Below are 13,716 nucleotides of genomic sequence, written 5' to 3'. Positions count from 1 at the left end.
CGGGTCAGGCTCCTTCGGAGATGTAGGTGCGGTTGAAGTGCAGGCGTTCGACGATCGGGGCGTCGGAGAAGGCGAACAGGTCGACGCCGCCGTCGGTCTCGAGCGACCACTCCACCCAGGACGGCACGACGATCATGTCCCCCTTGGTGACCGTGTGGTCCCGGCCGCCGAGGTGGAAGCGGCCCTCGCCCTCGAAGACCTGGAACACGGTCGAGCCGACGTCGCGCCGGGTGCGGGTGTGCGCGCCGGCACGCAGCCGGTGGAACTCGGCGCGGATCGTGGGCATGACGTCGCCGCCGGTGGTCGGGTTGGTGTACCGGATGGCGGCGTGGCCGGGTTCCGGGGTGGCGGCGTAGCCCTCGTCCTCGAGGGCGAGCTGCTCGTTGAGCGCGGCGTCGGTGTACTTCCAGCGGTAGCACGCGATCGGCGAGCTGGACTTGGCGTCCAGACCGACGAGCGGGCGCAGGCCGGGGTGCACCCACAGCCGCTCGGAGCGGGAGACGTCCGGAGTGGACTCGTCGGTCACCCCGTCGGAGCCGAACTCGAAGAACCCGGTGTCGGTGTAGTGGACGAACGGGATGTCGAGGCCGTCGATCCACGCCATCGGGTGGTCGGTCTCGTTGTGGTGGCCGTGGAAGTTCCAGCCGGGGGTGAGCAGGAAGTCGCCGCGGCACATGGCCACCGGATCGCCGTTGACGACGGTCCACACGCCCTCGCCCTCGACGACGAACCGGAAGGCGTTCTGCGAGTGCCGGTGCTCGGGCGCGGTCTCCTTGGGTCCGAGGTACTGGATCGCCGCCCACAGCGTGGGGGTGACGTAGGGGACGCCGCCGAGACCGGGGTTGGCCAGCGCGATGGCGCGCCGCTCGCCGCCGCGGCCGACGGGCACGAGATCGCCCGCCCGCTGGGCCAACGGGTACAGGGTCGACCACTTCCACACGAACGGCACGGCCTTGGACGTCGGGGCCATCGGCATCAGGTCGCCCAGCTGGGTCCACAGCGGATTGAGGTGCTCGGTCTCGAAGTCTGCGTAGAGCTGCTGCAGCTCGGGATCGGTGTTCTCGGTAGCGGTCATGACCTCTCCTCGTGAAGCGGGACACATGCGGCGTTGCTCTCAACGTAGGTCGCCCGCCCGTGCGCGGCACAAACAATTCTTCTATGCAGAATCTCCGTACCGCCCGCCGACCGGCCCGGACCGCGTCATTCGATGTGCGCGACGTCGACCTCGATCCCCCGGACCGTCGCCCGCATCCGGGAGACGAGGGACCCGTTCAGATGCTGGCGGTACCGCGTGATCGGCACCGCGGCCGTGATCGCTGCGATCGCCCGCCCGTGCCCGTTGCGGACGGCGACACCGAATGCGGCGACCCCCTCCTCGGTCTGCTCCACGTTGACGGCGAACCCCACCCTGCGGGCCGCCTCCAGTTCGGTAAGGAACACCTCGAATTCGCCGGGGGCGAGCCGCCGGTCCACCCCGTAGCCCACCGTCGGGCGCGGATCGACGTGCGGCTCCTCCGGCGGCCGCAGGTAGAGCTGCTCCAGTGTCTGTCTCGGCAACTCCGCCAACAGGATTCGGCCACCGGCCGTGAGTTCGGCGGCCAGCACCTGACCTTGGCGGTCGCCGACCCGCAGCATCGACTCGGACTCCGCGGAGTAGAGGAACCGGGCCTGCGACCCCACCCGGATGACGAGGTTGATCGTCTCGCCGGTCAGGATCGCCAGCGCCTCCATGTGCGGCCGGCAGAGTTCGGTGAGTTCCCGCGTCCAGCCCTGCTGCGCGGGTCCCACTCCCATCGCCGGGCCGGGGTGGTAGCGGCGCTTCTCGTCCTGCACGGCGAACCCCCGGTACACCAGCATCGACAGCAGGCGGTGCGCCGTCGACGGGGCCGTTCCGAGTTCCTCGGCGGCGTCCTTGAGCCGCAGCGCACCGACGTCGCGGAGCATCTGCAGCAGGCGCAGGGCGTTGTCCACCGATTCCAGGGCATACGACGGCCGGGTGATGGTCTTCGAGGCCTTCTTCGAGGCCGCAGCTTTTTTCTGCACACCAGAACTTTATTGCACCCGCATAGTGGGGCGCATCACGGTAGAACCATGCACAGTTCCCCCGGCGCCGACGCCGCCACCGGCGACCGCACGCTCGTCCTGCACCGCGGCACGGCGCTCGCCGTGATCGTCTGCTGGCTGTTCGTCGTCTTCGACGGCTACGACCTCATCGTCTACGGCAACGTCATCTCCAGCCTCCAGGACGAGTGGGGCATCAGCTCCGCGACCGCCGGAACCCTCGGCAGCCTCGCGTTCCTCGGCATGATGATCGGCGCGGTGCTCGCCGGGCGCCTGTCCGACGCGATCGGCCGCAAGCAGGCCGTCATCGGCTGCGTGGTGGTGCTGTCGGTGTTCACCACGCTCTGCGCCTTCGCCACCGGTCCGATCATGTTCGGCGCCATGCGGCTGATCGCCGGACTCGGCCTCGGCGGCCTGGTACCGACGTCGAACGCCCTGGCCGCCGAACTCGTTCCGCGGCGGTGGCGCGCCGCCGTCGCGACGATGATGATGTCCGGCGTGCCGATCGGCGGCTCCATCGCGGCCCTGCTCGGCATCCCGGTCATCCCGAACTGGGGCTGGCGCCCGATGTTCCTGTTCGCTCTCGTGCCCCTGTTCGTCCTCGTGCCCTTGGCACTGAAGTACCTCCCCAACACCCATTCCAAGACGGACACCCCTACCGGGGGCGGGTTCCGCGAACTGCTCGGCTCGAGGTTCCGGACCATCAGCATCATGTTCGCCCTGGTCACCGTGGTGACGCTGCTCGCCTGGTACGGGCTGGGCACGTGGCTGCCGAAGCTCATGCAGAACACGGGCACCGACCTCGGCAGCGCCCTGACCTTCGCGCTGGCGCTGAATCTCGGCGCGGTGGCCGGCTCGTTCATCACCGCGTGGGGCGGCGTGCGATTCGGCACCGTGCCCACCAGCATCGTCGCGGCGTTCGTCGCCGGCGTGGCCCTGCTCGCCCTGCTGCTCTCCCCGCCCACCGCGGTGGTGTACGCGATCTTCGTGCTCGCCGGCGTGGGCACCCACGGAACGCAGTGCCTCATCATCGCGGCGGTGGCCTCCTACTACCCCGACCACCTGCGCGGCACCGCGCTGGGCTGGGCCCTCGGCGTCGGCCGGATCGGTGCCGTCGCCGCCCCGCAGATCGGCGGCTGGCTGCTCGCCGCCGGACTGGGCGCGAACTCGAACTTCATCCTCTTCGCCGTGAGCGCGCTGATCGCCTCGCTGTTGCTGACCGTCGTGTGGAAGCGCTTCCCCGTCAGCGACGACGCGCCGCGCGGCCCGATCATGGCCCACTGATCCATTCGTCATATCGATCTACCGACCACAAGGAGTGTCATGTCCGATCTGAAGGACGCGCGAGTTCTCATCGCCGGCGGCGGCATCGGCGGAGTCGCCAACGCCCTCGCCCTCGCCCTCAGGGGCGCCGAGGTCACGCTGTTCGAGCGCGCTCCGGAGTTCGGCGAGGTGGGTGCCGGACTGCAGATCGGGCCGCACGGCTCCCGCATCCTCCAGGCGCTCGGCGTCTACGACGAGGTCATCTCCAAGGGTGTCCTGCCGAAGAACCTCGTCTTCCGCGACGCCGTCACCGCCGAGATCCTCACCAAGGTCGACCTCGGCCACGACTACCAGCAGCACTACGGCGGCGTGTACTTCGTCGTCCACCGTTCCGATCTGCACTCGGTGCTCGTCGAGGCCGCCCGCCGGGCCGGCGCCGACCTGCGCACCGACGCCGCCGTGCACGACGTCGTCACCGAAGGCGACAAGGTCCGCGTCGTCCTCGAAAGCGGCGAGGAGCACGTCGGCGACATCGCGCTCGGCATGGACGGCCTGCACTCACGGCTGCGCCCGAAGCTGTCCGACGACAAGCCGGTCGGCTCCGGATACGTCGCCTTCCGCGGCACGTTCCCGATGAACGAGGTCCCGCTCGAGGAGGAGATCGAGGACGTCGTCGGCTACATCGGCCCGCGCTGCCACTTCATCCAGTACCCGCTGCGCCAGGGTGAGATGCTCAACCAGGTCGCCGTCTTCCAGTCGCCCGCATTCCTGCGCGGTGAGGAGAAGTGGGGCAGCCCGGACGAGCTCGCGCACGCCTACGACCACTGCCACGAGAGCGTGCAGACCGCGCTGAAGTACCTGTGGACCGACCGTTGGTGGCCGATGTTCGACCGCAATCCGATCGACAACTGGGTCGACGGCCGCATGATCCTGCTCGGCGACGCCGCGCACCCGCCGCTGCAGTACCTCGCGTCCGGCGCCGTCATGGCGCTCGAGGACGCCAAGTGCCTGGCCGACTACGCCGCCGAGGACTACCGGGGCGACAACGCGAACTGGCCGAAGATCCTGCGCGACGTCAACGCCGAGCGCGCACCGCGCTGCAACCGCATCCTCACCACCGGCCGCATGTGGGGCGACCTCTGGCACCTCGACGGTGCCGGCCGCGAGGCCCGCAACGAGCTGTTCCGCACCCGCGACACGTCGAGCTACAAGTACACCGACTGGCTCTGGGGCTACAGCTCCGACCGCAACCGCTGACCCCCACCGTCGCCGGCCTGATCGGCCGAATGTCACACCGGTTCGATTGAATCGAACCGGTGTGACATTCGGCCGCCGGCTCGTAGGCTGGCGCGCATGGGTTCGCTGCGGGCCGCCGTCGTGGGCGGGGGGATCATCGGGGCCGCCACCGCGCGCGAGCTGGCGATGCACGGCGCCGACGTCACGCTGTTCGAGAAGGAGCCCCGGCTCGCAGCGCACCAGACCGGCCACAACAGCGGGGTGGTGCACGCGGGGCTGTACTACCCGCCGGGCAGCCTCAAGGCGCGCCTGTGCCGGCGCGGGGTGCACCTGCTCGCCGAGTTCACCGCCGCCCGCGGCCTGCCGTACGACGAGTGCGGCAAGATCGTCGTCGCACTCGACGGCAGTGAACTCGGGCGGCTCGACGCCATTCACGAGCGGGCCGTCGCCAACGGGGTGCCGGGGATCCGCCGGATCGGGCCCGACGAGATCGCCGACATCGAGCCGCACGCGCGCGGCATCGCCGCCTTGCACTCCCCGCACACCGCCATCGTCGACTACGTCGCGGTGACCACCGCCCTCGCCGACGACGTCACCGCAGCGGGCGGCACCGTCCGGCTGGCCACGCCCGTCACGGCGGTCCGCTCCCGCGGCGACGAGGTGCTCGTCGGCACCGGCACCGGCACGGACGGCTTCGACCTGGTGATCACGTGCGCGGGCCTGCAGTCGGATCGGCTCGCCCACGGCGCCGGGGACCTCGCGACACCCGCGATCGTGCCGTTCCTCGGCGACTACCACCTGCTGCGGCCCGAGGTGGCCGGGCGGGTGCGCGGACTGATCTATCCGGTGCCCGATCCGCGGTACCCGTTCCTCGGTGTGCATCTGACCAAACGGATCGACGGTGCGATCATGGTCGGGCCCAACGCCTTCCTGGCGCCGGGCCGCGAGGCGTACGACCGCCGGTCGCGGTCGCTGCGTGACCTGCGCGACGCCGTGTTCTTCCCCGGGTTCCGCAGGTTCGCCGCACGCAACGTCCCGGCCGCTATGCGGGAGTTGCGCACGGCGGTGAGCATCCGGCGGTTCGTCGCCGAGGCCGCGAAGTACGTGCCCGGACTGACCGTCGCCGACGTGCTCCCCGGCCCGCGGGGGATCCGTGCGCAGGCGATGGACGCCGACGGCTCGCTCGTCGACGACTTCGTCATCACCGGGCACGGGCGCGTGGTGCACCTGCGCAATGCGCCCTCCCCCGGCGCGACGTCGTCGATGGCGATCGCCGAGTACCTGGTGGAGGCGGCGCTCGAGCGGGCGGGCCTGCAGACCTGACGTCCCGGTGTCACCGTCGCCAGAACAGGTGGTGGATCACCCCGCTCGGGCTGGGTACGACCTCGAGGTGGAACCGGTCGAGCAGTTCGTCGGGCGACTCCCACAGGCGCACTCCCGCTCCGAGCTGCACCGCCGGTACGACCGCCACGTGCATGGTGTCGACGAGGTCCGCGTCGAGAAATTCCCGGATGGTGGTGGCCCCGCCGCCGAGCCGGACGTCCTTGCCCTGCGCCGCTTCCCGCGCCTGCGTGAGGACCGTGGCCGGGTCGCCGTCGACGAAGTGGAACGTCGTGTCGGACAGCGTGAACGACGGTCGCGGATGGTGGGTCAGCACGAACACCGGGGTGTGGAAGGGGGGTTCGTCGCCCCACCAGCCGCGCCAGTCGTGGTCCTGCCACGGCCCCCGTTGCGGACCGAACTTGTTCCGGCCCATGATCTCGGCGCCGATGTTGCGGGCGAAGTCCCGCGTGAAGTAGTCGTCGAGGCCCCGGCTCCCGCCCGGGTCGGTGCGGTTGGGCCAGCTCGCGGTCGCGCCGGCCCACGCGAACATCGCACCGGGGTCCGCGTGCCCGAACGGCCGCTCGAGGCTCTGGCCTTCCCCGGCCCCGAAACCGTCCCCCGAGACGGCGAAGTTCTGAACCCTCACCAGCTGATGCACCGGGCACCTCCTGCACTGTCGACAGCATTGCACAGATTCGGACTCCGCGAGGCGGGTGAACTCATCGGCGCACGGGGGGTCCGACCGCTCACACGACGTACGTCTCGAGCCACCGCTTCATCACGGCCGTCGCGTGCGCGACGGTCTCGGGTTGTACCGACCGCAGCTCGGCGGCGACGGCGTCGGCGGACCCGGGCCCGAGGGCCGCCTCGAGCGACGCCCGGTACTCGTCGATCGCGAGCCAGTCACCGAGCTGGTCGGCGTCGGTCTCGAGATGGAACTGGACGCCGTAGCTGCTGCCGTACCGGAACACCTGGTTCGGGTAGGCCCGCGACGATGCGAGCAGGGTGGCGCCCGGCGGCAGGTCGAAGGTGTCGGCGTGCCACTGCAGCACCGGGAAGGTGGACGGCAGCTCGCCCCACACCGGGTCGGCGGCCGAGGCGTGCGCGAGTTCCACCTCGCCCACGCCGACCTCCGGGACGGGGCCGGTGTGGACGTCGGCGCCGAGGGCCGCGGCGAGCAGCTGCGCGCCGAGACACACGCCCCACACCGGAATGCCGGCGGCGACGGCGGACCGCAGGTAGGCGATCTCCTCCTCGAGCCACGGCACCGTCGCGGCGTCGGCGACGCCCATCGGGCCGCCCATCACGACGACGGCGGCGTAGTCGAGGGCCGCGGGCACCGGGTCGTGCCCGAGCCGGACGGTGTGGACCTGCGCGTACTGCTCGAGCACCGGCAGATACGCGGCGGGGCCCTCGCATTCGACGTGGCGGAGTTCCAGGACGACACGGTTCATCGCCCCAGCATGCCCGTTGTACGTTGCACCTCGGGTGCCCGGAGCGTGAACGTTCGGTGAGCGAACGTCGCCGGTCGGTGCTCCCCCACGGATCGCCGCCGCCGTGGTGCGATGGTGAGAGGCGGCCCGACGGGCGGGCCGGCGAGGGAAGGATTCGACATGGCACGGATCGTGATCATCGGCGGCCACGGGAAGGTGGCCCTGCACCTCGAGCAGCTGCTCGCCGACGCCGGCGACGAGGTGACCGCGGTGATCCGCAACCCCGACCACGCCGACGACGTGCGCGCCGCGGGCGCGACCCCCGTCGTGGCCGACGTCGAGCACCTCGGCGTCGACGAACTCGTGCCGCTGCTGTCCGGTCACGACGCGGTGGTGTGGTCGGCGGGCGCGGGCGGCGGCAACCCGCAGCGCACGTACGCCGTGGACCGCGACGCGGCGATCGCCTCGATGACCGCGGCCGAGCGCGCGGGGGTGCGCCGCTACGTGATGGTGTCGTACTTCGGGGCCGGCCCGGACCACGGCGTCCCGGAGGACAACGGCTTCTACGCGTATGCCGAGGCGAAGGCGGCCGCGGACGCGCACCTGCGCGGCACGGACCTGGACTGGACGATCCTGGGCCCGAGTGCGCTGACCCTCGATCCGCCGACCGGCCGGATCGAGACCGGACCGGACGCCGGCAAGGGACAGGTCTCGCGGGCGGACGTGGCGGCGGTCGCGGCCGCGGCGCTGCACCGGCCCGCGACGGTGCGGCGCACCATCGAGTTCAACAACGGGGACACCCCGATCGAGGACGTCCTCGACGCCCTCGGCTGAGGAGCGCTTGACGGGTGACGCCGGCGGGGCCGATGGTGGAACGGGCCGGCAGGAGCACAGCTCGACGACAGGGGTACCCGCCATGAAGGTTCTCGTTGCGTACGCAAGCCGGCACGGCGCCACCGCCGGCATCGCGGAGCGGATCGCCGAGGTTCTCCGGACCGAGGGGCACGCGGCGGACACTCTGGAACTGCCGGCTCCGGCGTCGGTGGACGACTACGACGCCTGCGTCGTCGGCAGTTCCGCGTACCTGGGGCACTGGGAGAAGGCGGCGAGCGCGTTCGTCCGTGAGCACCGCGACGGACTCGTCGCCCGCCCGGTCTGGCTGTTCACCAGCGGACCGCTCGGCACCGACGAGGTCGACGACCAGGGACAGAACGTGCGGGAGGGCGCGGCCCCGCGGGAACTGCCGGAGCTGACCGACGCGGTCGCGCCACGGGAGCACCACGTGTTCTTCGGCGCCCTCGACCCGAAGACGCTCGGTGTCGGAGCGCGGTTGATGCGCAAGTTACCCGCCGGCCGAAAGGTGTTGCCCGAAGGCGATTTCCGAGACTGGCCGGAGATCGAGGACTGGGCGAGGAGCATCGCCCGGACGCTGGACGCGGCGTGATCGCAGCACAGGAGGGCATCTGGAACTCGGGCATGCCCTACCTGTGCGCCGGTACGGGTCCGCCCCTGCTGTTCATGCCCGGCCTGTCGAATCACCACCGGCAGCCCCGAGGCTTCGATCGTCGCCTCCAGCTGGGGCAGATCGCGCCCTGGACGACGACGCGCCGCGTGTGGTGGGTGAACCGCCGGCCGGGCCTGCAGCCGGGAGCCACCATGGCGGATCTCGCCCGCGACTACGCGGAGGCGATGCCCGACCACTTCCCCGGCCCGGTCGACGTCCTGGGCGTCTCGACCGGCGGCAGCGTCGCGCTCCAGTTGGCTCTCGACCACCCGGCGCTGGTGCGCAGGTTGGTGCTCGTGGCGTCGGCGCACCGCCTCGGCCCGGGCCGCGAGGTGCAGCGACGGGCCGCGGCCGCCGTGCGCGAGGGGCATCCACGACGGGCGATGGCGGAGCTCGCGGCGACGACGGGGGCGCGATGGTGGTCACGCAGGCTGCTGTGGGCGCTGGGATGGCTGCTCGAGCCCTCGGGCGCCCGGCACGGGTACGACGATTTCCTCGCCGTGGCCGAGGCCGAGGACCGCTTCGACGTGACCGCCCGGCTGCCCGAGGTGTCGTGTCCGGTGCTCGTGATCGGCGGCGACCGGGACGGCTTCTACGGCGCCGCGCTGTTCCGGGAGGCCGCGGCCGCCGTGCCGCGGGGCCGGGCGCTCGTCCATCCCGGGGTGGGCCACCTGGGAGTGATGACGGGTGAGCGATGCGTGGGGGACGTGTCGAGCTTTCTCGACACCCCCGACGCGCCGGGCTTCCCAGGGAACTGGCGGCCACCCTCCGGCACAGCCGGATAATCGTCTCGTCATCGGGACGGGTCGGCGGAGGGAGCTCACGTGAAGGTATTGGTGGCGTACACGACGGCATACGGGGCGACCCGCGGCGTGGCCGAACGGATCGCGCAGCGGCTCACCGAGGCCGGGCACGACGCGGACCTGCGGGATCTGGCCGAGCCGGTCGATCCGTCGGCCTACGCCGCCCTCGTGCTCGGCAGTTCGGTGCACAACGGGCAGTGGCTCGCCCCCGCCGCACGTTTCGCGGATCTGCACCGCGCGCACCTCGCGGGGAAGCCCGCGTGGCTGTTCTCGGTGCAGACCATCGGTGCGACGAGCGCGATGATCTCCGCGCGGCTGGCCGGGTGGGCGCGGCCGAAGATGAAGGAGCCGAAGGTGGCGGCGGCGCTGCGGGCGACGGCGAACGTGCGCGAGTACCGGGCCTTCGCCGGGGCGATCGAGCCGGAGCAGTGGCCGGGGCCTCTGGGCCGGGTGGTGTTCCGCCTGACCGGCGGCCGGTACGGTGATCACCGGGACTGGGCCGACATCGACGCCTTCGCCGCCCGGATCGTCCGGAATATCGACCGGCCGTAGCCGGTAATTCACATTCCGGGCCGACCTCGCGAATCGCACATAATTCCGAATCCCCGCGCCCCGGCTGCCGTCCGAACAATATGCTCGCCCACATATCTGCAGGCTTCCCTGCCCCTGACCGGCCGAAATGCCGAATATCAAATAAAAAGGACAATGGATATCCGAATTACCTGCGCCTCAACCACACTCGTGTTACACATGAAAAGTCCGCCCGAACAGACAGAAATGAAGGAGATTTCATGTCAAGCCTCCAAGATTTGCTCGGTTCACTCGAGCTCGGTGACCTGCTCAAACTTATCCTGGATCTGCTCAGCTGACCGTCCGGCGCATAAGAGCCCGCACATGCCCCGTGCGGGCTCTTGTGCGTCGTAGCATCGAATGATCCCGTCCCGACCGAAGGTGATCCCATGCGCCGTCCGAGACCGTTCCGTCGAGTGACGGCAGTCGTCGCGGCGACGCTGACGGCCGCCGCGCTCGCCGTGACCGCACCCGCGGCGGCGCAGCCGGCCCCGAGCGCCGGCGGTTCGTACCTCGAGCGCAGCGAGGACAACAGCCCTCGGCAGCGCACCCTGTACGTGTACTCGGCGTCGATGAGCCGCGTGATTCCGGTGGCGGTGCTGCTGCCGCGGGACACGAGCGCCCCCCGCCCGGTGCTGTACCTGCTCGCCGGCGCCGGCGGCGGCGACGGCGGCACCCTCACCTGGCTCGACCGCACCGACGTGGCCGACTTCTTCGCCGACGAGGACGTCAACGTGGTGCTGCCGCTCGAGGGCGCGTTCAGCTACTACACCGACTGGAAGCAGGACGACCCGGTCCTCGGCCGGAACAGATGGACGACCTTCCTCACCCGCGAGCTGCCGCCGATCGTGAACGCGGCGCTCGGCACCACCGGCGCGAATGCCATTGCGGGACTGTCGATGTCGGGGACATCCGTGCTGAGTCTCGCGGAATCCGCACCGGGCCTGTACCGCGGTGTCGGCGCCTTCAGTGGCTGCGCCCAGACGAGCACCCGTCCCGGCCGGACCTACGTCGAACTCGTCGTCGAGGTGCGCGGCGGCGGCGACACCGACAACATGTGGGGCCCCGAAGGCGACCCCGCCTGGGTGGCCAACGACCCGTACGTCAACGCCGAGAAGCTGCGCGGGATGCAGATCTACCTGTCCAACGGCACCGGGTTGCCCGGTCCGTACGACCGGCTCGATCATCCGAACGTCGCCGGCGACCCGGCGAACCTCGCCGAGCAGGTCGTCGTCGGGGGCATCATCGAGGCCGCCACCAACGAATGCACGCATCTGCTGGCCCGACGGCTCGCCGAACTCGGCATCCCGGCCACCGTCGACTTCCGGCCCGTGGGCACCCATTCCTGGGGCTACTGGCAGGAGGACCTGCACCGGGCCTGGCCGATGCTCGGCGCCTCCATCGGCGCCTGACACGCAACGCGCGACGGCGCCCCCGTCCGGGATCGCCGGGCGGGGGCGCCGTCGTCGGACGGACTCAGGCCTGTGGGGCCAGTTCCTGGGTGCGCACCGGGGACGTGTCGGTCGCCGCTGCGATGGCCTCTTCGAACTCGCGGTGGCCGGCCTGCGAGCCGAGCTGCAGGGCGAGCCGGACCAGGAAGCCTTCCCGGTCGGACGGGTCCACCTGATCGAGCGCATCCGACAGACCCAGCCACACGTTCTCGCGGCGCTGCTCCTCGTCGGTGAGCACCTGCGCGGGGCGGGCGGGGACGGCCGGGCCCTCGGGTGCCGTGCCGGCGCGGAGCGCGGCCGCGACGCCGGACAGTTCGGCGACCGGCACCCGGCACAGCAGCAGGCCGTCGGGGCGGATGACGAAGGCCTCGCCCGCGGTCGCGCCGAGCGCCTCGGCCAGGTCGGGCGCGTCGAGCACCGTGACCCCGTCGGCGGCGGCACCGCCGACGGCAGCAGGACTGTCGGCACCGCCGACGGCAGCAGGACTGTCGGCACCGCCGACGGCAGCAGGACTGTCGGCACCGCCGACGGCAGCAGGACTGTCGGCACCGCCGACGGCAGCAGGACTGTCGGCACCGCCGACGGCAACAGCGCGCACGCTCTCCGGCGCGAGCGCATCGGCGAGGTCGGCGGTGGCCGCGGCGAGCGCGGCGCCGCCGGCGGCGTCGAGGCCGAAGCCCACGACGGCGAAGCCGGTGCCGCGGACCACGTTGAGCGAGGATGCGGTGCTGCCGTCGGCGGTGACGACCCGCACGCGGCGGTCCTCGACGGGGTCACCGGGCAGCACCCCGGTCAGCCCCTCCGCGACCGGCCAGGTCAGCGGCGACAGGCGAGCATGGGTGGCGCTGGACTGACGCGGGTTGATCAGTTCACCGAACTTGGGGCGGCCCACGGCGAGCGCGAGCACCGCGTCGCGGGTGGTGCGGTAGCCGTGGGTTCCCGGGGACATGATGAGCGTGGACTTGCCGGCGTTCGCGACGTTCTGCTCCCACGCGTCGTGCCGCTCGATCGAGTACGCCTGCAGCAGCGCGGCGTCCGCGTTGCCGTGGACGACGGCGGCGAGCTGCCAGGCAAGCGTCTCGGCGTCCTCCATGCCGGAGTTCAGGCCGCGCACGCCGAAGATCGGCACGAGGTGCGCGGCGTCGCCGGCGAAGAGGATGCGGTCGTGGGTGAACTCGCGCAGCGCGAGGGCGCGGGCGCTGTAGAACCCGTGCCACTCGAGCGTCCAGGGCAGGTCGTTCTGCAGCCAGTCGAGGTGCTTGGTGATGCGGGCCCGGATGGCGTCTTCCTGGGTCTCGATCTCCGCGTCCTCGGACGGGTCGAGCTGGTAGTCGATGCGCCAGATGTTCTTCGGCTGCTTGTGCATGATGATCGTCGAGCCGGGGTTGCTCGGCGGATCGAACCAGACCATGCGCTCGGCGGGCAGGTCCGACTCCCAGTGGATGTCGGCGATGACGTAGCGGCCCTCGTAGTTGGTGCCCTCGAGGCGCAGACCCGCGAGCTCGCGCATGCGGCTGCGGCCACCGTCGGCGGCGACGACCCACGCGGCGCGCAGGTGACGCTTGCCGAACGCGGTGTCGACCTCCAGGGTGACCTCGTCGTCGCCACGGAGGATGCCGGCGATGCTCGCCTGCCAGTGCAGCGTGATGAGGGGGTTCTGTTCGAGGGTGTCGACGACGATCTGCTCGTACTCGGACTGCGAGACGTTGATCATCGGCGGTCGCACGTCGAACTCGCGCTGCGGCATCCGGAAGTGCAGCACCTGCTGGTCGCGGTAGAAGCTGCGGCCACCGACCCAGGGCAGGACGATCTTCTCGAGCTCGGCGCCGAAGCCGAGGCGTGCGGCGGCCTCGAGGCTGTGCCGGGAGATGCAGATGGCGCGGCTGCCGAAGGAGACCTGGTCCGCCGCCTCGAGGATCGTCACGGGGATGCCGCGCTGCGCGAGACCGAGGGCGACGGCCATGCCGACGGGTCCGGCTCCGACCACGACGACGGGCAGCGCCTCGGCATCGGGCTGCATCGACGCGAAGTCGGATGCGGGGTACTTGGGGGGCTGGTAATAGGTCGACATG

General features: G+C 71.2%; 13 protein-coding genes. 8 read left to right on the top strand and 5 right to left on the bottom strand.

Features of this window, described 5'->3' with window-relative positions:
• Positions 1–4: 4 nt before the first annotated feature.
• Together G6038_RS03685 and G6038_RS03680 are read right to left on the bottom strand one after the other, a co-directional pair.
• Positions 5–1,075: a cupin domain-containing protein gene (locus G6038_RS03685; protein ID WP_006939100.1), complete on the bottom strand. Its 1,071-nt coding sequence runs from the start codon at positions 1,073–1,075 to the stop codon at positions 5–7.
• Between the two features lie 125 nt (positions 1,076–1,200).
• Positions 1,201–2,043 carry an IclR family transcriptional regulator gene (locus G6038_RS03680; protein ID WP_165035972.1) on the bottom strand — a complete coding sequence of 281 codons (843 nt, stop codon included), beginning with the start codon at positions 2,041–2,043 and terminating at the stop codon, positions 1,201–1,203.
• 48 nt (positions 2,044–2,091) lie between these two features.
• Here G6038_RS03680 and G6038_RS03675 point away from each other — a divergent pair, with 48 nt between their 5' ends.
• From G6038_RS03675 to lhgO, 3 genes are all read left to right on the top strand, one after another.
• On the top strand, positions 2,092–3,345 hold the full coding sequence (locus G6038_RS03675; RefSeq protein ID WP_165035971.1) for an aromatic acid/H+ symport family MFS transporter: 1,254 nt from the start codon (positions 2,092–2,094) through the stop codon (positions 3,343–3,345).
• Between the two features lie 39 nt (positions 3,346–3,384).
• Positions 3,385–4,581, top strand: coding sequence for an FAD-dependent monooxygenase (locus G6038_RS03670; protein ID WP_165035970.1), 1,197 nt, complete (start codon positions 3,385–3,387; stop codon positions 4,579–4,581).
• A gap of 96 nt (positions 4,582–4,677) precedes the next feature.
• Positions 4,678–5,883 (top strand): L-2-hydroxyglutarate oxidase, encoded by a 1,206-nt coding sequence (gene lhgO / locus G6038_RS03665; RefSeq protein ID WP_165035969.1) that lies wholly within the window; start codon positions 4,678–4,680, stop codon positions 5,881–5,883.
• 10 nt (positions 5,884–5,893) lie between these two features.
• Here lhgO and G6038_RS03660 read toward each other — a convergent pair whose 3' ends face one another.
• Together G6038_RS03660 and G6038_RS03655 are read right to left on the bottom strand one after the other, a co-directional pair.
• Positions 5,894–6,541, bottom strand: coding sequence for a dihydrofolate reductase family protein (locus G6038_RS03660; protein ID WP_165035968.1), 648 nt, complete (start codon positions 6,539–6,541; stop codon positions 5,894–5,896).
• A gap of 88 nt (positions 6,542–6,629) precedes the next feature.
• Positions 6,630–7,337: a gamma-glutamyl-gamma-aminobutyrate hydrolase family protein gene (locus G6038_RS03655; protein WP_165035967.1), complete on the bottom strand. Its 708-nt coding sequence runs from the start codon at positions 7,335–7,337 to the stop codon at positions 6,630–6,632.
• 159 nt (positions 7,338–7,496) lie between these two features.
• On the opposite strand from G6038_RS03655, the gene G6038_RS03650 reads away from it, so the two are divergent.
• The 5 genes from G6038_RS03650 to G6038_RS03630 all read left to right on the top strand — a co-directional run bounded on the left by G6038_RS03650 (position 7,497) and on the right by G6038_RS03630 (position 11,605).
• On the top strand, positions 7,497–8,150 hold the full coding sequence (locus G6038_RS03650; RefSeq protein WP_165035966.1) for an SDR family oxidoreductase: 654 nt from the start codon (positions 7,497–7,499) through the stop codon (positions 8,148–8,150).
• An 82-nt stretch (positions 8,151–8,232) separates the two neighbouring features.
• Positions 8,233–8,760, top strand: a complete 528-nt coding sequence (locus G6038_RS03645; RefSeq protein WP_165035965.1) for a flavodoxin domain-containing protein — start codon at positions 8,233–8,235, stop codon at positions 8,758–8,760.
• Complete coding sequence (locus tag G6038_RS03640) at positions 8,757–9,605, top strand: alpha/beta hydrolase (RefSeq protein WP_346772735.1); 849 nt, start codon at positions 8,757–8,759, stop codon at positions 9,603–9,605. The genes G6038_RS03645 and G6038_RS03640 overlap by 4 nt, the downstream gene beginning before the upstream one ends.
• 39 nt (positions 9,606–9,644) lie before the next feature.
• Positions 9,645–10,175 (top strand): flavodoxin domain-containing protein, encoded by a 531-nt coding sequence (locus tag G6038_RS03635; RefSeq protein WP_165035964.1) that lies wholly within the window; start codon positions 9,645–9,647, stop codon positions 10,173–10,175.
• 407 nt (positions 10,176–10,582) lie between these two features.
• Positions 10,583–11,605 (top strand): alpha/beta hydrolase family protein, encoded by a 1,023-nt coding sequence (locus G6038_RS03630; RefSeq protein WP_165035963.1) that lies wholly within the window; start codon positions 10,583–10,585, stop codon positions 11,603–11,605.
• A 64-nt stretch (positions 11,606–11,669) separates the two neighbouring features.
• Here the strand turns inward: G6038_RS03630 and G6038_RS03625 are convergent, their stop codons facing one another.
• Positions 11,670–13,715, bottom strand: coding sequence for an FAD-dependent monooxygenase (locus G6038_RS03625; protein ID WP_165035962.1), 2,046 nt, complete (start codon positions 13,713–13,715; stop codon positions 11,670–11,672).
• Position 13,716: the final 1 nt, after the last annotated feature.

The sequence above is a fragment of the Rhodococcus sp. 14C212 genome, from assembly GCF_011058195.1.
Lineage (GTDB): Bacteria > Actinomycetota > Actinomycetes > Mycobacteriales > Mycobacteriaceae > Rhodococcus > Rhodococcus aetherivorans.
The sequence above is the reverse complement of the archived record's forward strand: the minus strand, read 5'-3'. Positions and strand labels throughout refer to the sequence as shown.